Genomic DNA, 21,586 nt, shown 5'->3' with positions numbered 1-21,586 from the left:
CCCTGTCCTCCATTGGTCAGGGGTTTCTTATTTTCGCAGCATATATGATGGATGCATATTTCCGGTGGGTTCATAGCGTTCATCACCTGTATACTCGAATCCCAGCTTGATCAAGATATGACGTGACACTTCATTATCCGGATGATGTCCGGCAAACAGTGCCTTCACGTTCTTTTCGTCAAACGCATAATCAATCACCGCCTGTGCAGCTTCCTGCGCATACCCTTTCCCCCGGTGATCCCGGGTTAGATGAAATCCCAGCTCATAGATATCCTCTTCTGGCGAATACGGACGCAGACCGCAGCAACCAACAAACACCTCCGACTCTTTCTCAAAGAAAGGCCAATACTGCACCCCCGCTTCCTGTTGCCTTTGAATCTCCTGTGTTAATCTCGCTTCTACTTCATCCTCACTCAATGATCCATTGCTGCTAATCCATTTGGCAACCTCATGATCACCCCAAAGCGCAAATGCCAGTGCACGATCCCCTTCGTTCCACGTCGCACACTCCAGCCGTTCGGTTTCAAATAAAATGGTTCTGTTCATTATCGACTAACCTCCTGTATGCCAACACAAGACTGTGTGCCGTCTATACCTTAAATTAATCGAATAACTGCCAAAGTAAACAAACCTGTATAAAGCACTACTAAAGTTTAAAGGTAATACGCATTTATTATGACCAAGAAAAAATTTTGGCTAATGCAAACAGTGCAGACCATAGAATGAGCCCAACAAAAATAAAAATCAAAAAAATTATAAATGCATCGGCTACAGATGTAATCGTAAACCAACCACTTAATATTAGGATAGGATAAATTGTTACAACCATCACCATAAAATGAACAGCGCTTTGTTTAGTCAAACTCCAATGTTCTATGTTATAGATAACGGATGCAGCACCGATAAAAAGAGCGATTAGGCTTGCAACAAATGTACCTTTAGCATCAGAAAACTTCCCTTGAGAATAAAGTAATAGAGCAATAACGCTCATAATGACGAATGGTATTCCACCTCTTAAGAGTGCTTTCATAACCAAGATTCTCACCTTCTTTCTCGAAGAAAAATTAGTTCATTATTTGAACTTATATAGTCCATATTACTTTAAATCTATGTTTATTCACCAAAAAAAAGAAAAACCCCTGTCGACAAGATGTCCGACAGAGGTTCAACAAGTACATTACATCATTAGAAATCAGATGTTGCAATTTGAATCGTACCTGTAGATGCACCAGCTGCACTGGTCAATAACGCAGCGACGAGCAGCAAGTCTACAGACAGTGTAAGGCTGTTGCCAGCAGGGATCAAATATGTGATTACCGGTGCATTCACACGAGTAACAACCAGGTCAACTGCGAACGGACCAAAGTTGTTAACCGTAATACTCGCATTGGTTCCTCCAGTCAGATCTTCGTAGTACGACTTGCCCACACTTGGATCCAGATTGTAAATCTGTTGCGGTAAAAGGATGGCCATTTGAAATCACCTCCTTTTGCTTTGATACGTTATTCTATGTTTGAAATCTATTAAAGCAACGGTGAATACCCTTGTCATAGTGTCCATTTTTGATAGACTTCATAGATTAATAGACCACTGTACGCAAAAAGCCCCACCGGAACATCCGATGGAGCCAACTAAGCTTATTTTGAAATTATAAGTTTAACTACGCATACAGCATGTAGAAATTTAATTCATGACCCTGCTGCTTGAGGTAGTTATAGAGCTGCGAGCGGTGATGGAATACATGCGTTAACGTTTCAATCTGCCATTGTGCCTGCAAGTGACCCTGTTCCATATAAAAAGCTTTGGTAGAGCGGTTCAGATAATCGTCTTCGCTTAATCCCGTGATATAGACTTTGTAGGATTCAAAATTGCTCCACAACGTTGCTTCCAGCTTCTCGATATCCTGAGTCCCCGACAAGCTATTCTCCACCAGTCCAACCTCAGCTTCATCTTTTTCCTGCATGATGGCAAGATCCGATGCAGTGATCTGGATAAAATGATGTACAAGCTCCACCAATGAACGCATATTCTCCTGTGGACGATACGACCAATCCTCCGGACGGATCAATCGAATTAACGAAGCGCCTGTCCGTACTCCTGTTTCCAGTTCAGTTAACAAATGATCCCGAATCTGCAATGTTCCATTCATATATGATGTCTCCCTTATCTTTTATTCTCACTCATGATCTTAGTATAACTGAAGACTCTACAGATCTATTGTACAAATCGGACAACATCCTGCCATGCTCTCTGGCTGCCGTCAACGGAGTCTCTCCATAAAACTTGCGAAATTGCCGAATCAGATGGGCTTGGTCAAAAAAACCATGATTCTGGGCAAGCATGGCCCAGTCTGCCGTGTTCCCCTGATGAATATCGCTCAGTACACGATGAAAACGAACCACCTCGCTGAATCGCTTGGGGCTGATTCCGACCCATTCCGAGAATCTGCGATGCAACTGCCGTTCACTGATCACTTCACGCATTGCCAGCTCCTGGACACTCATACGTCCCCCATCTATAAAAATACGGTGCAACACGTTTTTCATCAGATCGTTCTCAGATGTGCTGGTCTGCACGGACAACGGATTCAAATATGCGTTCATGACCTCTACCCGTTCTGCAAAACTATTCGTTTCAGCCATCCGTTCCTGAAGCTCGTTCAGCCCCTCCGGCCAACATTCCTGAAGGGCAACTCGCTTATCCGTAAACCACTCCAGAGGCATGCCATGGAAGATATGCGCTCCACCTGGGAAGAACCGGACACCAAAAGTATAATCTCTAGCAGGAGGACCATCATCAGATGGCTCAGGTATAGTGAATGGCTGTGTATAATTGCCACAATATGCATAGGCGTACTTTGAACGGACGTGATCATATGTAATCAGCATGTCCGTGCAACCATCAGGCAATACTCGGGCAGGTACAGATATCACCGACTGATCTCGACCTGCTCCCTTAGCAACATCCCTGCGTGTGCTTGAAAGAGATCCCGATTCCCAATAACAGGCCACATATGCCATTAAGCCGGTGGCGGGTATTTTCTCAACATAATAACTGTTCGAATACGTTCCATTCATCTGAATCGGCTTAAACAACGGGTGCAAGCTGTGATCCACTATGCAATCCTCCGATCACTAGAGTTGGTTACACATTATGTATTCATCTATCATACCATCAACCGCACAAATGAAGAAAAAAAGTGCCCTACCGGAGGACAATCCGATAGGGCCAGTCACACATCTATTTAACACGAGAAGGGGTTTACAAGAATTATCTTACCTCCGTAACATTAATAGAAACTGAAATTGGGATGAAAAGAACATCAATTTTTCTAAAGTGTCTTGATCAGTATGGACGCAATTAACACAGATGCTGTTGTGACCGTTGTGAATCCCCCCACCAGCATTGGCGTTAAAATCTCATCGAGGATGGCTTTGCGTTCATTTTCATCACGTCCAACCGAACGGCTTACTTCCTCACAGATAATATAGTCCCCCGGAAAACCGAATAGTGCGGTCAGTGCTACAGGCAGACCTTTGAGCGGGTCCCATTTGAACAGCTTGGAACCGACAAATCCACCGATCAGCACCCCAACTACACCGATTGCGATAATGAATAACACCGGAATAATGGAACTAACCACCGCATCGAAAGTGATCGACTCCATACTTGTCATCACGACTACGATCAGACCTGTCATGGCAATCCCCGATGTACTTGCTTTATCCAGAATACGAGATGGGAATAGTCCAATCAGATGTCCTAGCACCCCAAGCAACAGAGCCCAGATACTGTAGCTAAGTCCGGTTACATTGCCCAGATAAATGGAGAGACTGCCCATAATGAACAAAAGCAACAGCAGAATAGGTGCGGTTTGGAAATGTTGTGGAAGGAATGTTTTGGCATTCGCTTCTTTAATGTTCACATTGGATTCGCCTGCAACCTTGTTCTCAAAAGCACCCTGTTTCTGTAGTTTCAGCGCATATCTGCGTAACATGTTGGTTGCAATCGGCATTCCCACGAGAGAGTGAATTCCCAGAATAACGGCTGGTATCGTAATCAGATGCCCCAAGTTCATCTCCTGCAACTTCGTCGTTGTGATCAGATATGAGATAATGCCACCGACAACCGGACTTGATCCGGCAACAGCGGTAGGATAACCATAGAACGGTGATACGATTAACAGGATAAGACCTGTCGCCGTGAGTGAGGCGAACAAAGAGATCAGTATTGCTTTATATTGGGAACGTATTAACTTCAGCGGTATTAATGTGCCCATGTGTACAATCAGCGGAGCCACCATGAGAGCCCCGAACGCAGTGAGAGCGGAGCTCGATACTACTCCTTTGGGAAATAACCCCGCCCAGTTCAGCAGCAAATATCCTATCAGAATCACAAGCAAGGAAGGAATTCGTGCTTTGGACCAGATCGAAACCAGTTCCCCTATAGCTAAAATAACAAGTAATACCGTGGCGATATATATCGGTTGACTAAACATGGTGGCTTCTCCCCATTCTCTATGTTGTCAGTGCAGTACACGCAGAACCATCTTTCTCTTTCTTATTTCAAGCGTTCACCTGATAAATAGACCTGTTCGATATTCTCTGTGTTTTCGAGCAGTCCGATATCCGTTAACGGATTCATATTTAATACCAGCAGATCAGCAGCTTTCCCCGGCTCAATCGTGCCGATCTCCGCTTCCATCTGCATCGCTCTTGCTGCATCTCGTGTTGCAGCAACAATCGCTTCCATCGGCGTAAATCCAACATCCTCCACAAGCAATCGCAGTTCGAGTGCATTCCCGCCATGCTCAACAGGTGCACACGTGCAGAAATCTGTCCCTACTGCAATGGTTACGCCTGCCTTACGCGCAATAATCATGTTCTCAATATGCTCCTGATATACACTTTTGGCTTTGCGGATGCCAAATTCGGGAACACCGTATTTATGCCCTTCTTTGATAATCCGATGTACAATGGCCAACGTTGGAACCAGAACCGCCTTTTGATCCAGCATCATGCCAATACCTTCTTCATCAATGTAGATTCCGTGTTCAATCGTGCGCACGCCCGCTTCCAGCGCATTTTTGATCCCCTGTGTACCTTGCGCATGTGCAGCCACATATGACTGTACCGCTTCCGCTTCATACACGATCGCCTTCAGCTCATCCAAGCGGAATTGCGACCAGCGAGGGTCATCTTTCTCCGAAAGCACCCCGCCTGTGGAACACACTTTAATGAAATCTGCCCCTTCACGGAACTGCGTACGTGTTGCCTTAATCACTTCGGGAACGCCGTCACACACGGTAAACATATTCAGTTCCGTTGGAATCATATGAATATCTGCATGTCCACCCGTCTGAGAGAGCATGTGACGGGATGTTTTAATTCGCGGCCCCTTCACCACACCTTCCTTAATCAGATCACGAATGTACACAGCAACGTGGCTGCCTACATCCCTGACGGTTGTAAAGCCCGCGTTGATCAGTTTCGGCAGATCCTGAAGTGCTCTTCCCATCTGAAGTTCATTGGCTTCGAGCGCCACCGCAGCCATATTCAGGTTTTTGGCTCCATGCACGTGGACATGGGCATCAATTAATCCGGGCATCACCGTTTTGCCTGTTACATCAACAAGCTTGGCACTTTCCGGAACTGGAACGGTCGCCTTCGCACCCGCAGCTATGAATTTTCCGTTCTCAACCAGGACCACACTATCGGAAACAGGCTCTCCACCTTGTCCATCAATCAACAATGCACCTACAAAAGCAGTAATTTGACTCATCTGTACTCCACCTCATTTTCAGACTTGGTTGCAAGTTCAACTAAAGAATATTTACACTTCCACTCCGATGACAGAATAACCTTCCGATCGCTGTTATCCCCAGATTTTTTTGATCCCCTTCTCCAAAGGGAAAATCCGGGGATAGCGTATGCTTCCGAAGCAGCTTTCTTTCAGAAAGCTTTTAGGCGAACGCTTTGCTTCTTCACGTTATTTCTGTCCTCTCCGTTCTCGTGTAAAAAGTTAAGTTGAACTTCAATATTATTGATTTATAGCTCTATTGCTGTACTACGATAAAATTGTATAGTGTTAAAGTTAATGACATTATATAAGTTGCAAATGTATAATGTCATTGTTGATAACAACAGCATTTTGATATTTATTATGGTGATATACACAATATCGAATATAAATTACACAGCATAGTGAAGGTCATGTTATATATGTAAGCATTTGCCACCGTGTGAACACGAAAGGAGTACGTTTGCTATGATTCATGAAGCAGTTCGCTCATTTATGGTTAAGGTCTTTGGATCTGCTTCGTACGGAATCTGGATGAAGGACGAATACGATTTCCAATGGAATAACTGGCTGCGCGAAGGAGAGGTACCTGAATATACAGATCAAGAACAGATCGAGCCATCCTGGAAGATTCTCAGGTATACGTTTGATTTTCTGTCCAATATCAAGATTCGTGTGGTGATCGATACCCAGAAACAACTCACCCTGCTACAAAGTGAACGTCTGGAGTCCTTGATTCGGGAAGGACTGCTGAAGCAGCAGATTGAGATGGAACGTGCACACAATGATCGATGGTTGACCGGACTGCGGGAGCTGACCTGTTCCCTGGAGTTGAACGACTTGTTATTCAAAATCATGGAGAATGCACTGCATGTCATCCCTTCTCTTTCCTGTGGACTGTTCATGATGGTTGATCCGGACTCTGGCAAGATGATCCCTAGAGCCAAGGTCGGTTTTCAGGATAGTGTGTATCAATATCAGGGCGAGCTGGATGAGGGCATTACGGGAAAAGTATACGAGGAAGGCATTGGCCGAATGTACAGCACACCGGATGATGCCTTTAAGGATATGGGCAATGTCAGTCAGGAGAATGCGGATATCATTGTACGTTCATTGCCTGATGGTGTTATGGCGAAAGGGCTTATCGCCGTTCCTGTGACGATGAACACCCATAAAATCGGAGTGATGCTGGTATACCAATTTGAACAACACAGACGATTTGCCCCACATGATCTGAATGTGATGCAGGGATTCGCGGATCAGGCAGCCATTGCGATCTCCAATGCCACCATGTATTCAGAACTGCTGGAAACGAACCGATATCTCGTTAGCCGCAATGAAATTCATAATCAATTCACGGCCCTTTCCATTGAACATGTGAGCCTTGAACATATCATTGAGACGGTTGGGTCGATGTTGAAGCTTCCTACCTATTATGTGGACATGGCCAGAAATGACTGGTACCCCGTTCTCCCAGAAAGTGTCTTGTTAAGTGAGCTAGATATATACACTGCTCTGGACAGTCAGTTTAACCCCATCATCTTATCCGGGGGAACGGATCAAAGCGATTATTACCTGTATCCGATTGTGAACGGATCTCTGATGCTTGGCTGTTTTGCCATCCAATTAGATCATCCGTTAGGTCAGCTGGATCATGTGATTTTGGAGCAAGGCGGAGCTATTGTCATGCTGGAGATGATGAACACCTACTCCCTCACTGAAATGTCCTATCGAAAAAACCAGGATTTCTTCAGCGATCTGGTGCAATATAGAGATCCACAGCAGTTGGAGGCACGACTTTCCAGCTTTCAATTGCCAGCCCATCAGTCCTTGTTCGTCGCACAATTGCAGCTCTATGGGGAACATCCCGATATGAAAACCACTGAAAATTGGGTGCGCAAATTGATTGGTTTTATCGAAAAGGAACTAGGCACCCGTGAACATCTGTTGTTCAGTGCACATCACAAAATTACGATTCTGGCTGCGGCACCCGAGCCCAAGGTCAGACATTGGATCATCAGCAGGCTGGAATCGGCTGTAGAGAAATGGACCACCTCCAAAACCCCTGCCCTATCTATCGGTATCGGCGGACTTTATCAAGGGCTTGAGTACGTGTCCAAAAGCAATGACGAGGCTACACGCTCGTTATCCTTTTTGCTGAAACAAAACAAAGCGGGCCTGATGCTCTACGAAGAAATCGGGATCAATCGGCTGTTTCTGAATCAGGAACCGTCTGATATTGAGAACTACATTGATGAAATTCTGTCGCCTCTTCAACAGCAAAAATCAGGAGAGCTTGAACTCACACTCAAAACCTACATTGCCGCAAATCGATCTGTGCAAGTCACAGCCGAACGTCTTCATATTCATACCAATACGCTGTACCTGCGTCTGCGCAAAATAGAGGAGATTCTACGCGTGGATCTGAACGATTCCGAGGGTTGGATGAAGGTGTATCTGGCATGTCATTTAAGTGATGTGTACTCTGTTGCCCCTAGGGCAGGTGGAGCATCAAAATTGTAACTTCATCAATTCAGTCCATGCAGTTTGCGAAAACGTTCGGGACTCATGCCTGTATGCCGTTTGAACATCGCACAGAAATAACTGGCGTTCTCGTAACCCACTCGATCAGCCACTTCATAGATTCGCAGCTCTCTTTCACTGAACATAAGTTGTTTGCTCCGATTGATCCGTTCTTGGTTCACGTAAAATACAGGCCTGATATGGAGCGCCTTCTGAAACAGCCTGCACAAATATTGGGGAGATACTACAGCCACATCGGCCAGTTCCTTCAGTGAAAGTGAACGATCCAGATGCTCTGCAATATAACGCAGCACAGGCTTCAATCGCTCCAGTTCATCATTATAATTGGCGGAAGCGATGAGCATTGGCTTTAGATCCAGCAGCAGGGCATATAATTGTTTGGAGCATTCCACATCGTAATCTGCGTAATCCGTCGTATCCCCATGCTCTCCTCTAACCAGAAGTTGCTCCAGGCCACGTAACAGCGTGGCTTTTCTGAGTCTGCACACGCTTGAACCGGTTATCCCCGCGTAAGATAATAACTGGCTGGCCTCTCTCCCCTGGAACGACACCCAAGCCAGCTCCCAACGATCACTGATGGGCATATATCGATGCGGAATATCAGGATACAGAAAGAAAACGTCTCCCGGGCTGACGATATACTCTTCTTCCTGTATAATCAGTCTCCCCTGGCCATGAATAATCTGATGGATCTGATAATCCGGGAATCCCTCTGGACGCTCGGTTTCATATTGGTGTTCCCAGTAACCAACCGTGGTCATATAGATGGGCAGGCGAGCAGCTTCTTCTGTTTTACCAAAAAAAATCCGGGTATCCATCCAGTCCCCCCCTTTCTCCATCGTTAGTTTCATATTGTGATATATATGGGCAATATTCTTTATTCTCTAAGTCATCATTCAATTCTATAATGACAATATTATAACATTTCAGAAGGAGTTGCTGTTATGCGAAACAAATTGGTATACACCCCTCCGGCTAATGGATACCCGGAATGGAACAACAATCCTGAGACTTTTCAAGTAGGCCGTCTACCCGCACATGCGTCTATGGTAGCGTTTCCATCTGTAGCAGAAGCGTTATCCAATGAATCCAGCGCATCGCCATGGTACGCATCACTGAATGGTCAGTGGAAGTTTGCCTTTGCGGAGACACCGGAGCAACGGATCTCTTCCTTTTATGAGAACAACTATGATGCCAGTGACTGGGACGAGATCGCCGTTCCTTCCAACTGGCAGCTACAAGGTTACGATTATCCCCAATATACAAATATGACGTATCCGTGGGTCGAGCGTGAGCCTGAATTGAAGCCACCCTTTGCACCAACGACTTATAATCCGGTGGGTTCGTACATCCGTACGTTTACGGTTCCTGCAGACTGGAAAGACCGGCCTGTTCTGCTGCACTTTGAGGGCGTTGAATCCGCCTTTTATGTATGGGTTAACGGGGAGCTCGTCGGTTATAGCGAAGACACGTTCACACCCGCAGAATTCGATATCACTGCATATCTGACGGAAGGTGAAAACAAGCTGGCTGTGGAGGTATATCGATGGTGTGATGCGAGCTGGCTGGAGAATCAGGATTTCTGGCGGCTAAGCGGCATATTCCGTGGTGTATACCTGCATTCACCTTCACCGGTTCAGATCGCCGATTTCTTTGTTCGCACTGAACTGGATGATGCCTATCAGGATGCGGAGCTGCTGCTGGATGTAAAATTATTCAATCATAACGCGGTGCAGACCACAGCCGGATTGTCCGTTCAGGCACAGCTCTATGATGCACAACAGCAGACTGTATTGAAGCAACCACTTACTGCGGCGGTCACTTTCCAGGGTGAGGATGAACTTTCATTCCAATTGTCAGCAGAGGTTATCCAGCCGCTTCTATGGAGCGCCGAGACTCCTCATCTGTATACACTTGTGCTGTCCATTCAGAATGAATCAGGCGAAACGCTGGAAGCGGTTCGCAGCCGGATCGGATTCCGCAAGTTTGAACTCAAGGATGGCCTGATGCAAATCAACGGCAAACGCATTGTATTCAAGGGCGTGAATCGTCATGAATTTTCCCCGGATACAGGTCGAGCCATTGGTCGGGAAGACATGGTCCGTGACATCGAGCTGATGAAGTCCTATAACGTTAACGCTGTGCGTACATCCCATTATCCGAATCAGTCACTCTGGTACGAACTGTGTGATGAATATGGCCTCTATGTCATTGATGAAACGAATCTGGAGACTCACGGCACCTGGTACTATGGGCAAAAGGAAATGAATGAGAACAACATCCCGGCAAGCAAACCGGAATGGCGTAACAACGTCATCGATCGCTGTAACTCGATGTTCCAGCGGGACAAAAACCATCCTTCCGTTATTATCTGGTCTCTGGGTAACGAGTCCTTCGGCGGCGATAACTTCATCGCCATGTACGATTATCTGAAACAAGTCGATCCGACCCGTCTCGTTCATTATGAAGGGACATTCCATTATCGCCCTTCCGATTCGGCAAGCGACATTGAATCGACGATGTATATCAGTCCTGAGGATGTGGAGAATTATGCTCGCATGCAAGGACCGAAGAAACCTTATATTATCTGTGAATACAGCCATGCCATGGGTAACTCCTGCGGCGGCCTGCATCTGTATTGGGAATTGTTCGATAAATATGATGTGTTGCAAGGTGCATTCATCTGGGACTGGGTCGATCAGTCCATTCGTACCACGACGGCAGACGGTATAGAATATCTCGCATACGGCGGAGATTTCGGCGAATCCCCTCATGATGGCAATTTCTGCGGAAACGGACTGATTCTGGCCGATAAGACGGTTACACCGAAGCTGGAAGAAGTGAAGAAATGTTATCAGAACGTTCGTATGGAGGCTATTGATGTCAAAGACGGCCTGCTGCGTATAAGAAACCAGTTCCTGTTCACGAATCTGAGCGAATATTCGCTCGTATGGACAGTAACACACGATGGTGTATCCGTAGAGAACGGCACGTTGGACATCGCGGTACCGCCTGGCGAATCAGCTGAAGTGCGTATCCCTTACACGCCATCATCCGATCTGTTCCAGGAAGCGGTGCTGACTGTATCTCTGGTAACCAAAGTCGCAACCAAATGGGCAGGAGTCGGTCACGAAATTGCCTGGGATCAGTTCGTGGTATCTCCGCGACTGCGTCCAATCCAACCGGTACACCAAGGACAAGGCAATTCACCACAGGTACAGGAACTGCAAGATGAATTGAAAGTAGCTACAGGGCAAGTCACGTTGAGCTTTAACCCGACTACTGGCGTGTTAACGTCTTATCAGATCAACAATCAGGAACAATTGCTGGCACCGATCCGGCCGAATTTCTGGAGAGCCATGACAGACAACGATATGGGGAACAAGCTGAATATGCGTTCTGCTTTCTGGAGAGATGCTCACGCTACCAGTAGATTAATTCGCTTTGAACACCATTCAGACGAACAAGGCATTCTCGTGACGACCGATCATACGTGGGATCAACATCCGGGATGTACGTTGTCCATCTCGTACCGTATTGATATGGATGGTGTATTGGAAATCAGTCAAACGCTTATTCCAGGCGAGGGCCTACCTGATCTACCAGAGTTCGGCATGTTGCTGCAACTGAGTAACAGCCTGGATACAATCTCTTGGTACGGCAGAGGCCCGCATGACAATTACGCAGACCGCCTAACCAGTGCACGTCTCGGCTATTACACAGGTGCGGTTCGAGATCAATTCGTTCCATACCTGAAACCACAAGAGTGTGGTAACAAAACCGATGTACGCTTTGCTGAAATCACGTCAACGGATGGTCAAAGTGGCCTGCACGTTGAAGCCAACATACCATTTGAGATCAATGCGTTGCCGTGGACACCTGAGGAACTCGAAGCCAATGATCATGTGTATAAATTACCTCAGAGTACACAGACTGTCGCCCGCATTAATTATAAACAAATGGGTGTCGGCGGGGATGATAGCTGGGGCGCACGTACCCACGCTGAATACACCTTGCCGGCCAACCGCGCGTATTCCTTCACCTTTACGGTAAGACCTGTATAACATCAAGCAAGCACTGCTGGCAGTATGCCGGCAGTGCTTTTTTTTGTTGGGGACAGTGAGCATTGGAAGTTTGAACTTTTTGATGGAACCATTATAATGAATGAGGCGCAAATGGAATTGTGCCCGCTGGAATAGGCCCAATTCTACATATATCATTTTGGGCCACAGATGTTGAGACACACTTATTAAGCATTTGATACAGTACTATTCCAAATACCCGTCTACTACGAGGTGAGCATGTGCAATACCTTTTTACAGTCATCTTTATTCTTGGCTTACTTCCTTTCTTGGGATTTCTTGTTTTGATGATCCTCTCCATGCGCAAACATAACCGGATAACGATAAGACATACTATTCTATCCGTGCTATGCTTCGGAATGGCTTCAATAGGGTTATATGGCATGCTGACTTTATCTTCGAACTCCGCTCAGACTGGACAAGATCAGACAGTGGAACGAAATTCAGGTAATGTTACCACAGACAAAGAACAGGAAGCTGCAAATCAGACGAGTCCCTCAGGCTTCCACATGACTACCGAAGAGTTTAAAAACAAGTTTAATGGCGCCGTGGGCAAATACCGACTGAATGGGTTGAGTATTACCCGCTTGAATATGAAAGAGTCTTCCAATCAGGTTACTAGCACTTTCGAGTATGTGTTCAATGACGAATTGCGCCTGGTTGGTGTAGTGAATGCAGATGAGAGCTTACAGGAAGTCACGTTATATGATACTGGTGATACCATAGAACCAACGGGTGGAATTTTTTTGACCGCTATGGCCACGCTCATTCTCACAACCAATAGTGAGTACACGTATAACGATGCACAAGATGTCATTCAGGATATCGGTCTATTGGATCGCGATGTGAATCAGTCAGATTTTGATGGGGCAACGGTTAGAAATGGATTGGAATATCGCTTCAGCATCCAGGATCATGAACAATCTACTTTTGAAATAACTGTTGCGAAGTGAGATGCATTGGAGTAAAAAGGCCGCTCCATGAAGGAACGGCCTATCGGGTGATATGTTCTATGTACTATAGATTGACTCAGTGGTTGCCACCAAACCAATGATGAACACCTCCGCCATGCGAGATTTACTCAAAAGTTATAGTCTCGCTTTGATTGTTCCAACTCATTTTAAAGGTAATCGGATCTTTCATTTTCTCCGTCTCAGTTATTGTTCCCGACATCGTGAACGGTACCCCTTCTTCATCAAGTGATTTCCCCTGTTGTGATAAATTGTTGCCCGTAAGGTCAAACACAAAATCTTTTATACGCTTTTCATCACCGATGTAGGTTATCGTATAGATCCCTGTCGATCTCTGAAGAGATATATTCCAGTTATCGCTCTTTCCGCGGATGATATCATCCGCACCACAAGCTGAGACAATAGATACAAGCACTATAATACAAAGAATCATTGGCAGTTTATATAATTTCATAAAATCCCTCCTTTTAGGAATATACCCAAAAATGTGAGATGTGATATTTGCCTAATTATCCCCAGCATCTGCTCCAGTATAATGTGTCTTACCTATGAATCACATGACTAATGATCTTCTGAGCATCGTACTTGACCCATCCCAACAGTGCTGAGCCCCGAGATGTTTGCCAAGGTAGTCCAACATAGTACAGTCCAGCAACCGGTGATACGCCTCTCTCGTGTATCATTTCACCTTTGGAATCAAAAGCAGTATGGATATCGATCCAACTATCATTTCGCTTAAATCCAGTCGCCCAGATCATATTGTCTATTCGTGTCTCACTCCCATCCTCATATAGGATGCGGTCATCTATCGCATTAATGGCACGTTGGCGCATGTTGACCTTCCCCTGGGTCATCAATTCTTTTAACGCATAGCCATAGACGTACTCAGGCTGATTCCGCAACCATTTTCCAACCATACGGTCAGCACTTGCACGTAATATTCCGAGCTTTTCGAAATACCAGAATATACTTCGTTTCATAATATGCAATGGCCTAAAGGTAATATTTCGAGCTATGGATATGTACACGGTTTGTTTATCATCTGATGCTAACTCTACAGCGATTTGGGCGCCTGAATTCCCTCCGCCTACAACTACTGTTATGCCAGGGAGCAATTGAGAGATATTTTTATACTCTGATGAATGAAGCTGAATTACACTCTCGGATAATGACTTTGCAAAAGATGGAACATTTGGGGTCTGGAAAGGCCCTGTGGCAACGATAATATTGCGCGCTTCAATTATTTCATCATTGGTTTCAGCATAGTACACCTCATCTTGCTTGGAGAGACGGGAGATTAAACAGTTTAACTTTATGGGAAGATGCATTTGCTTGGCGTAACTTTCAAAATAATCTGCAATTTCATCTTTGCTTGGCAGATCATTTTCGTTTCCACCAAGCGGCATTCCCGGTAACCCATCATACATTCGTGGAGTAAAAAGACGCAAGGAATCGTACCGTTTACGCCAAGATTCCCCGACAGATGAAGCAGCGTCAACGATTACAAAGGTTAAGCCCGACCTCTGAAGATAGTAACCTGCTGCCAATCCTGCTTGCCCAGCTCCGATAACCAATGCATCGTACATATGAATCATCTCCAATATAGTTTATATATTAATATGTGAGCACTTGTTCATATATTATTTTACTTAAGAATTTGCTGTTTAGCAACAGAAGAAATCATCCGTACTTTTTTGAAAAAATCAACATAAAAAAGACTCCCTCACGGGAGCCTTTGCTCATTTTAGTGTACCATGAGATCCCATAAGGGATGTCCGCTGATAATGCCCACAGTAAGCCGTTTAGTTCGACACTAAAGTCTGAAACGTTCCACCTCGAAGATCTTAGGTGCACAACGAAGGCAATCGTTGAACAGACTCTTTAAGTCTACATCAACTTCTGAAACTTCATTCGGATTCAAGCGAAACTAAACAAACAGTCTCAGATAAAATTCCGATGACGGTTGCTAAAGCCTACAAGGTGTCTTGATTCTTGTCAATCAAAAGGGTTCAGTCCCACACTTGTAACAAACCTCTTTAATTTCGAGTTTGTGTGGTAGTCATAAATTTATTCGGAACGTATGTTTCTAATGCGGGAATACACGTCTTAGTTCACATTTTGTTGGGGTGGGTTAAAGCATGCTTTCAATAATGTTCGAGCGCTTATTCTATAAAGATTTTAGACTTTTTCACTACAAGTGTTTACTCAGTCAATCCCGCACTTTTTCTACATCAGTTTTAGATATGTACATTAAACGAGTTCATCCCTAAACTTGTAATCGCAGTGAAGTTTCTTTACATGAAAAACACTATTTGTACTATTCGAATGCATCGACTGTTGATTGACTTAATAGTTATTCAAGGATTAACTCTAAAAACATCTGATTTATAGAATTTTTATCCTCATTCTTTGAATTATTTAATCGTAGAATTTCTCTTTTTTCTGTTATAACTAAAACCATTAGTTGACGAATTAAAGAATCCAATTTTTCTGATATTTGCTGTAAAGACTCCTTAGTTTTTCTTTTTGAAGTCATATCTTGGTGTCCATGTACAAATTTTGAACGTATATCATATGCTATTTTAATTAACTGATAGTTTTTTATTCTTGTTTCTAAGTCGCCAGCAAGGAATAACGATGTTCTTTCACAAACCATATGCGTTACTTCACCTGAACCTGTATTAAATAGACATTCTAGGGTGGCAATGTAAAATGAAATCTTAATTGGAATAAAAGAATTTTTTCTTGCTGTACATATTAAAGTGTGTGCTCTAGAAAGCTTGCTATAATTATTATAAGGTAAGTCATTATAGAGTCCATACCCAAACTTGATGTTGTCCACTTCATCGAGAGAATCTACTTCTTTAAAACATGATACGTAGAATAGAGCTTTTTTAATTTCATCTATAGTGAACATGTTTGTTTGTAATTCGCCTCTGCTGGTTGAAAATATTAAGTATGTTATGTGATGGAACGTTTGTTCCAATGTTTCATTTTCATTTTCTATATAATTATTAAGAAATATACTATCTATATGAGCACTATTATCTTTAACTAACCATAGACATGTAAAGAAAATTTGAATTACTCCTTTAACAACATTAAAGATTTCATCTTCATCTTTAATTCCAACAATATCTAATTTATCATAGATCGACCGCTTTCCTGATCCATTGCAAAAAATGTATATCGAATCCTTAAGTGATTTTTCTGATATTTTACCTATATTCTCAATTACAGTGTTATTTAAAATTTGACTTATTGTAGCCTCTTTGTTTGATAATCTCAATCCACTCATTATATCCAATGAAGTGTTTGCTACTTCTAATTGAAAGTATCTAACAGTAGCAAATAAATTTTGTTTCAATTCAAAACGCCCTCCCTAATCTGATCAACATCGCCCAAGTATTTAATAATAACTGATTGAAATTTTTAGTAGATTGTGATGGAAATAGTTGATGCCCACTTTATCGTCTTGTAATACTTTTAAGCTAACATCTTTTTTTGAAAGTGCTCTTCATCTTCTGAATTGTTAATTGTAAATATGTGTAAATTTTCGTTTCAGTATATCTTTATATCTGTGAAGTGTTCTTTTATATACTCATCTTCCCCTTTCTGTTTTAATTTCTATAATTACGAATTATTACTTTATAAGTGATTAATATTTGACATTTAATAAGATCAATACTCCCGATGATGTTTACAAGCTAGTTGATACTGAGTTACGTCATTTTAAGAGCACTTGGAGCTGTTTGAAAAATATTTGTTGTAGCTTTTGAATCTATAACTTATTTTAAACACTTAGAAAACAATTAAAGAATAGACCATTCGTAGTAATACGAATGGTCTATTCTTTTTGATGGTTTCTTATCAAGGGAAACCATGATGCATTTAAGGTTTTTACACCTTTATTACATCATGCCGCCCATTCCACCCATACCGCCCATGTCAGGCATTCCGCCACCAGCACCTGCTGGTTCTGGTTTGTCAGCGATAACTGCTTCAGTAGTCAGGAACATTGCTGCTACGGAAGCAGCGTTTTGCAATGCATAACGTGTTACTTTCGCAGGGTCAACGATACCTGCTTCGATCATGTTAACCCACTCGCCAGTCGCAGCGTTGAAGCCTACGCCAGTTTGTTCTTTTTTCAGACGTTCCACGATTACGGAACCTTCTTCGCCAGCGTTAGCTGCGATTGTACGGATTGGTGCTTCCAAAGCGCGCAGGACGATGTTTACGCCTGTTTGCTCGTCACCGGAAAGGGCTACGCCTGCAACCGCGTTGTATACGTTCATGAGCGCTGTACCACCACCGGATACGATACCTTCTTCAACCGCAGCGCGAGTTGCGTTCAGGGCATCTTCGATGCGAAGTTTGCGTTCTTTCAATTCTGTTTCAGTAGCTGCACCGACTTTGATTACTGCTACACCGCCGGACAATTTAGCCAGACGCTCTTGCAGTTTCTCTTTGTCGAACTCGGAAGTTGTTTCTTCCAGTTGTGTACGGATTTGGCTAACACGTGCATCGATATCGGATTTGTTACCAGCACCGTCAACGATGATTGTGTTTTCTTTAGTTACACGGATTTGACGAGCTGTACCCAGTTGTTCCACAACAGCGGATTTCAGGTCCAGACCCAGTTCTTCCGTGATCAATTGGCCACCAGTAAGGGCAGCGATGTCTTGCAGCATTGCTTTACGACGGTCACCGAATCCTGGAGCTTTAACAGCTACAGCATTGAATGTTCCACGCAGTTTGTTCACAACCAGCATAGCCAGTGCTTCGCCTTCGATATCTTCAGCGATCAATACCAGTGGTTTGCCTTGTTGAACGATTTTCTCAAGCAATGGCAAGATGTCTTGCGTGCTGGAGATTTTTTTGTCTGTGATCAGGATGTACGGATTGTCCAAAACAGCTTCCATTTTGTCCGTGTCTGTGATCATGTATGGAGAGATGTATCCACGGTCGAATTGCATACCTTCAACCACTTCAAGCTCCGTAGCGAATCCACGGGATTCTTCTACAGTGATAACGCCGTCTTTACCTACTTTTTCCATAGCCTCAGCGATCAGTTCGCCTACTTCTTCGTCAGCTGCAGAGATTGCTGCAACTTGTGCGATGGATTGTTTGGTTTCAACCGGTTTGGAGATGGATTGCAATTCAGCAACCGCAGCTTTAACCGCTTTGTCGATCCCTTTACGGATACCGATTGGGCTAGCACCTGCAGTTACGTTTTTCAGACCTTCTGTAATCAGCGCTTGCGCGAGTACAGTTGCTGTTGTAGTACCGTCACCGGCAACATCGTTGGTTTTAGTAGCTACTTCTTTAACCAGTTGTGCACCCATGTTCTCGAATGCATCTTCCAGTTCGATTTCTTTAGCAATCGTTACACCATCGTTAGTGATGAGCGGGCTTCCGAATTTTTTCTCCAGAACCACGTTACGGCCTTTAGGACCGAGTGTTACTTTTACTGCATTAGCCAATGCATCCACACCACGAAGCATGGAGCGACGAGCGTCTTCACTGAATTTAATGTCTTTAGCCATGTTAAGAAAACCTCCCTAGTTTTTGTTGGAAAATGGTATTGCTATATGGTTCGGTTATCCGATTAAATTTGAATTAGTCGAGAATCGCGTGAATATCGCTTTCTTTCATAATCAAATATTCTTTACCTTCGAACTTGATTTCTGTACCGGCATATTTGGAGAAAATAACGCGATCTCCTTCTTTCACTTCCAGAGCCACACGTACGCCGTCTTTCAATGCTCCAGCACCAACTGCAATGATTCTACCCTCTTGCGGTTTTTCTTTGGCGGAGTCCGGGAGTACGATCCCGAAAGAAGTTGTTTGCTCTTGCTCCAGTGGTTCTACCAATACGCGTTCACCTAAAGGTCTGATCATGAAAAATAGCCTCCTTTTGAAATTATATAACGTTACATTGTAGGTTGTAGCCATATGTATTAGCACTCGACAGTGTTCAGTGCTAACAACCAACTTTATGATACTCAACTTGAAGCATGATTTCAAGTCCTTTTGACGAATTCCTATGAGAATTTACCTTGAATTTACACGAACATAGCCAAAGTACACCCGCTGTGCCTGGTTCTATGTGGAAATTCACTATTCTTATTTTACGAAATTCTTGAGCCCTTCTGCAACGTTAGCAGACAGTCCCTTTCCCATTGTATCCATTGTTGAACATAATATGCCTGCTTGTCCTGCCTAGCTGCGGAACAATCTACAACAATAGCCCGGAAAAGAACAAACCGTCTTCTCCGGGCACATTACAGTTACTGATCATCCTCATTCACACGCATACCAGTCATATACCAGTGTTCCATTTTGATACCATCTTATGTTCTAACCCGCATGCTTCTTATCCTCGGCACGGACGTAACGGGATTCGATCTCTTCATCGGCCGCAAGCTGCTTGCGGTATACAATTGCGGATAATAACACACTGATCTCATATAACAGGAGCAAGGGAATCATCACCAGCAGATCGGATATGAAGTCTGGAGGTGTAATCACCACTGCAATGAAGATCAGGACAAAATAAGCCACTCTGCGCATCTTGCGAAGACGAATGGGATTCAGAATCCGCAGTCCTGTCAGAAACATAATAAGCAAAGGAAGCTCGAATAACAGGGATACAGGCAGCACAATGCCAAACAGGAAGCTGAAATACTGTTTCATCCCGTAGGTCTCCACAAGCCCCATCTTCTCCGTAATCGCTGTTGTAAAGGCGAGTGCCATCGGAAATATAACATAATACGAAAAAGCCATCCCTATAAGAAATAACAGAAATACATAGGGAACATACTTCAGCGTTGCTTTTCGTTCGCGCGGTTTAAGCCCCGGACTAACAAACTTCCAGATCTGATACACCGTAAACGGCAGCGTAATGATAAGTGAAAATAAACCTGCAATCTTCATGTAAATGCCAATCCCGTCCCAGAACGAGAAGGCATGCAATACAAAACCTTTGGCCGACTCTGACTTGGTCAGATATTGGTATACCGGGTCCGCTACAAAAAATCCTGCAATCAGTCCCAGCACAAAAATACTTAATACGTAGATCAGCCGCTTCCGCAGCTCACTCAGATGTTCCGTAATCGACATTTCTTCCATTTGCTGCGTCATGCCTGCCCCCCCATTATTGCCAGCTTAAAATACAAAACCCTTCCGGCAGGAAGGGATTTCTCTTTCATTGCCGTCAAGATTATTCCGGCAGGCGTTTATCAGCAGGCTTGTCTGCAGGTGTGCTCTCAGCCGCCAGTGGTTTTGCCTTCTCCTGCTCTTTGCGATTGGACGAGTCATCCTCAGAGATAATCTCGCGAGCGCCCTCTTTGAATTCACGGAAGGTACGCCCAACTGCACGTCCCAGTTCCGGAAGTTTGTTGGGTCCAAACAACAGCAATGCAATCACGGCCAGCAAAATAAAACCCGTTGGTCCAATGGAACTTAACATTGATATTCCTCCTCGTCTCAAGCTTCAAAGATGCGCATATTCGGCCAGATGTTCATAGATGTCTTCTGCGTCGTTCTTAATTTAAGCCCATCATACCACAGATGTAACCACTTACATAACCCGCAATATTCACAAATAAGAGATATTACCTGAACAATGGTTTATGTCTAATCGAATATCATGCACGAGAGTCCGTACTCGCTTATTGCTTGAACTGACCGGTAACCATCAACAGCGCTTCCGGAAGCTGATCCATAATGGCAGCCAGATGTTCGTGCACACCCTTTGGCGTACCTGGGAGATTGACAATCAGCGTGCGGCCACGAATGCCACAGACCCCACGGAAGAGCATGGCAGAACGGTTTTTGCTCATTACACTGTACCGCATAGCCTCTGCCATCCCTGGAACTTCCCGTTCAATTACGCGCCGGGTCGCTTCTGGAGTAATATCACGAATGGCCAGCTCCGTTCCACCGGTAGTCAGCACCAGATCGGCGTGAAAATAATCCGTCATCTCAATCAAAGCCGCGATAATCTCATCGGGTTCATCCGGAACGATACGGTACTCCACGATTTGACCACCCAGCTCTTCTTCCACCAGCTCCCGAATGACTTGTGCACTCGTATCCTCACGTTCCCCGCGGGCTCCTTTGTCACTGGCTGTCAGGATTGCTGTTCTCCACACCATAAAGATCACCCTTCTCCTCTATGAAAATAAA

At 44.3% G+C, this 21,586-nt stretch carries 19 protein-coding genes; 3 read left to right on the top strand and 16 right to left on the bottom strand.

Annotation, left to right across the window (positions count from 1 at the left end):
- Positions 1–27: 27 nt before the first annotated feature.
- The 7 genes from NLBNIHML_RS24190 to NLBNIHML_RS24160 all read right to left on the bottom strand — a co-directional run bounded on the left by NLBNIHML_RS24190 (position 28) and on the right by NLBNIHML_RS24160 (position 5,781).
- The gene (locus NLBNIHML_RS24190) at positions 28–546 is read right to left on the bottom strand and encodes a GNAT family N-acetyltransferase (RefSeq protein ID WP_494352963.1); all 519 of its coding nucleotides are present in this window, start codon (positions 544–546) and stop codon (positions 28–30) included.
- A 127-nt stretch (positions 547–673) separates the two neighbouring features.
- Entirely contained in the window at positions 674–1,030 is a 357-nt protein-coding gene (locus tag NLBNIHML_RS24185; protein ID WP_339242952.1) for a DUF3021 family protein, read from the bottom strand.
- A 155-nt stretch (positions 1,031–1,185) separates the two neighbouring features.
- Complete coding sequence (locus tag NLBNIHML_RS24180; protein WP_339240332.1) at positions 1,186–1,473, bottom strand: hypothetical protein; 288 nt, start codon at positions 1,471–1,473, stop codon at positions 1,186–1,188.
- Between the two features lie 187 nt (positions 1,474–1,660).
- Complete coding sequence (locus tag NLBNIHML_RS24175) at positions 1,661–2,149, bottom strand: DinB family protein (RefSeq protein ID WP_494352962.1); 489 nt, start codon at positions 2,147–2,149, stop codon at positions 1,661–1,663.
- A 31-nt stretch (positions 2,150–2,180) separates the two neighbouring features.
- Entirely contained in the window at positions 2,181–3,116 is a 936-nt protein-coding gene (locus NLBNIHML_RS24170; protein ID WP_494352961.1) for a helix-turn-helix domain-containing protein, read from the bottom strand.
- A 215-nt stretch (positions 3,117–3,331) separates the two neighbouring features.
- The gene (locus tag NLBNIHML_RS24165) at positions 3,332–4,498 is read right to left on the bottom strand and encodes a hypothetical protein (protein WP_342572167.1); all 1,167 of its coding nucleotides are present in this window, start codon (positions 4,496–4,498) and stop codon (positions 3,332–3,334) included.
- A gap of 62 nt (positions 4,499–4,560) precedes the next feature.
- A complete protein-coding gene (locus NLBNIHML_RS24160; protein WP_494352960.1) occupies positions 4,561–5,781 on the bottom strand; it encodes a metal-dependent hydrolase family protein in 1,221 nt (406 codons plus the stop codon).
- Between the two features lie 486 nt (positions 5,782–6,267).
- Here NLBNIHML_RS24160 and NLBNIHML_RS24155 point away from each other — a divergent pair, with 486 nt between their 5' ends.
- Positions 6,268–8,322 carry a helix-turn-helix domain-containing protein gene (locus NLBNIHML_RS24155; RefSeq protein WP_472473907.1) on the top strand — a complete coding sequence of 685 codons (2,055 nt, stop codon included), beginning with the start codon at positions 6,268–6,270 and terminating at the stop codon, positions 8,320–8,322.
- A gap of 5 nt (positions 8,323–8,327) precedes the next feature.
- Here NLBNIHML_RS24155 and NLBNIHML_RS24150 read toward each other — a convergent pair whose 3' ends face one another.
- Positions 8,328–9,161, bottom strand: a complete 834-nt coding sequence (locus tag NLBNIHML_RS24150) for an AraC family transcriptional regulator (RefSeq protein ID WP_342572165.1) — start codon at positions 9,159–9,161, stop codon at positions 8,328–8,330.
- 126 nt (positions 9,162–9,287) lie between these two features.
- Between NLBNIHML_RS24150 and lacZ the strand changes: the two genes are divergently transcribed.
- Both lacZ and NLBNIHML_RS24140 read left to right on the top strand, forming a co-directional pair.
- Positions 9,288–12,407, top strand: coding sequence for a beta-galactosidase, LacZ type (gene lacZ, locus NLBNIHML_RS24145; protein WP_472473909.1), 3,120 nt, complete (start codon positions 9,288–9,290; stop codon positions 12,405–12,407).
- Positions 12,408–12,808: 401 nt separating this feature from the next.
- Positions 12,809–13,378 carry a hypothetical protein gene (locus NLBNIHML_RS24140; protein ID WP_472473911.1) on the top strand — a complete coding sequence of 190 codons (570 nt, stop codon included), beginning with the start codon at positions 12,809–12,811 and terminating at the stop codon, positions 13,376–13,378.
- Positions 13,379–13,502: 124 nt separating this feature from the next.
- Here the strand turns inward: NLBNIHML_RS24140 and NLBNIHML_RS24135 are convergent, their stop codons facing one another.
- From NLBNIHML_RS24135 to NLBNIHML_RS24100, 8 genes are all read right to left on the bottom strand, one after another.
- Positions 13,503–13,850 (bottom strand): hypothetical protein, encoded by a 348-nt coding sequence (locus NLBNIHML_RS24135; protein WP_339259447.1) that lies wholly within the window; start codon positions 13,848–13,850, stop codon positions 13,503–13,505.
- An 88-nt stretch (positions 13,851–13,938) separates the two neighbouring features.
- Entirely contained in the window at positions 13,939–14,982 is a 1,044-nt protein-coding gene (locus NLBNIHML_RS24130; RefSeq protein WP_494352959.1) for a flavin-containing monooxygenase, read from the bottom strand.
- Positions 14,983–15,749: 767 nt separating this feature from the next.
- Positions 15,750–16,763, bottom strand: a complete 1,014-nt coding sequence (locus tag NLBNIHML_RS24125) for a hypothetical protein (protein ID WP_472473915.1) — start codon at positions 16,761–16,763, stop codon at positions 15,750–15,752.
- Positions 16,764–17,307: 544 nt separating this feature from the next.
- A complete protein-coding gene (groL, locus tag NLBNIHML_RS24120) occupies positions 17,308–18,942 on the bottom strand; it encodes a chaperonin GroEL (RefSeq protein ID WP_094939589.1) in 1,635 nt (544 codons plus the stop codon).
- 73 nt (positions 18,943–19,015) lie between these two features.
- On the bottom strand, positions 19,016–19,297 hold the full coding sequence (groES, locus tag NLBNIHML_RS24115) for a co-chaperone GroES (RefSeq protein WP_153977313.1): 282 nt from the start codon (positions 19,295–19,297) through the stop codon (positions 19,016–19,018).
- A 459-nt stretch (positions 19,298–19,756) separates the two neighbouring features.
- Complete coding sequence (gene tatC / locus NLBNIHML_RS24110) at positions 19,757–20,539, bottom strand: twin-arginine translocase subunit TatC (RefSeq protein ID WP_339240316.1); 783 nt, start codon at positions 20,537–20,539, stop codon at positions 19,757–19,759.
- A 79-nt stretch (positions 20,540–20,618) separates the two neighbouring features.
- Positions 20,619–20,867 (bottom strand): twin-arginine translocase TatA/TatE family subunit, encoded by a 249-nt coding sequence (gene tatA, locus NLBNIHML_RS24105; protein ID WP_036611264.1) that lies wholly within the window; start codon positions 20,865–20,867, stop codon positions 20,619–20,621.
- Positions 20,868–21,069: 202 nt separating this feature from the next.
- Complete coding sequence (locus NLBNIHML_RS24100) at positions 21,070–21,555, bottom strand: MogA/MoaB family molybdenum cofactor biosynthesis protein (protein ID WP_017690080.1); 486 nt, start codon at positions 21,553–21,555, stop codon at positions 21,070–21,072.
- Between the last annotated feature and the right edge of the window lie 31 nt (positions 21,556–21,586).

The sequence above is a fragment of the Paenibacillus sp. JNU01 genome (genome assembly GCF_059130585.1).
Note: the sequence above shows the minus strand (reverse complement) of the source record. Positions and strands in the feature narration are given on the sequence as shown.

Coding starts and splice junctions, on each gene's coding strand:
- NLBNIHML_RS24190 (WP_494352963.1), bottom strand. CDS start 546: ATGAACAGAACCATTTTATTTGAAACCGAACGGCTGGAGTGTGCGACG.
- NLBNIHML_RS24185 (WP_339242952.1), bottom strand. CDS start 1,030: ATGAAAGCACTCTTAAGAGGTGGAATACCATTCGTCATTATGAGCGTT.
- NLBNIHML_RS24180 (WP_339240332.1), bottom strand. CDS start 1,473: ATGGCCATCCTTTTACCGCAACAGATTTACAATCTGGATCCAAGTGTG.
- NLBNIHML_RS24175 (WP_494352962.1), bottom strand. CDS start 2,149: ATGAATGGAACATTGCAGATTCGGGATCATTTGTTAACTGAACTGGAA.
- NLBNIHML_RS24165 (WP_342572167.1), bottom strand. CDS start 4,498: ATGTTTAGTCAACCGATATATATCGCCACGGTATTACTTGTTATTTTA.
- NLBNIHML_RS24160 (WP_494352960.1), bottom strand. CDS start 5,781: ATGAGTCAAATTACTGCTTTTGTAGGTGCATTGTTGATTGATGGACAA.
- NLBNIHML_RS24155 (WP_472473907.1), top strand. CDS start 6,268: ATGATTCATGAAGCAGTTCGCTCATTTATGGTTAAGGTCTTTGGATCT.
- NLBNIHML_RS24150 (WP_342572165.1), bottom strand. CDS start 9,161: ATGGATACCCGGATTTTTTTTGGTAAAACAGAAGAAGCTGCTCGCCTG.
- lacZ (WP_472473909.1), top strand. CDS start 9,288: ATGCGAAACAAATTGGTATACACCCCTCCGGCTAATGGATACCCGGAA.
- NLBNIHML_RS24140 (WP_472473911.1), top strand. CDS start 12,809: ATGCTGACTTTATCTTCGAACTCCGCTCAGACTGGACAAGATCAGACA.
- NLBNIHML_RS24135 (WP_339259447.1), bottom strand. CDS start 13,850: ATGAAATTATATAAACTGCCAATGATTCTTTGTATTATAGTGCTTGTA.
- NLBNIHML_RS24130 (WP_494352959.1), bottom strand. CDS start 14,982: ATGTACGATGCATTGGTTATCGGAGCTGGGCAAGCAGGATTGGCAGCA.
- groL (WP_094939589.1), bottom strand. CDS start 18,942: ATGGCTAAAGACATTAAATTCAGTGAAGACGCTCGTCGCTCCATGCTT.
- groES (WP_153977313.1), bottom strand. CDS start 19,297: ATGATCAGACCTTTAGGTGAACGCGTATTGGTAGAACCACTGGAGCAA.
- tatC (WP_339240316.1), bottom strand. CDS start 20,539: ATGACGCAGCAAATGGAAGAAATGTCGATTACGGAACATCTGAGTGAG.
- tatA (WP_036611264.1), bottom strand. CDS start 20,867: ATGTTAAGTTCCATTGGACCAACGGGTTTTATTTTGCTGGCCGTGATT.
- NLBNIHML_RS24100 (WP_017690080.1), bottom strand. CDS start 21,555: ATGGTGTGGAGAACAGCAATCCTGACAGCCAGTGACAAAGGAGCCCGC.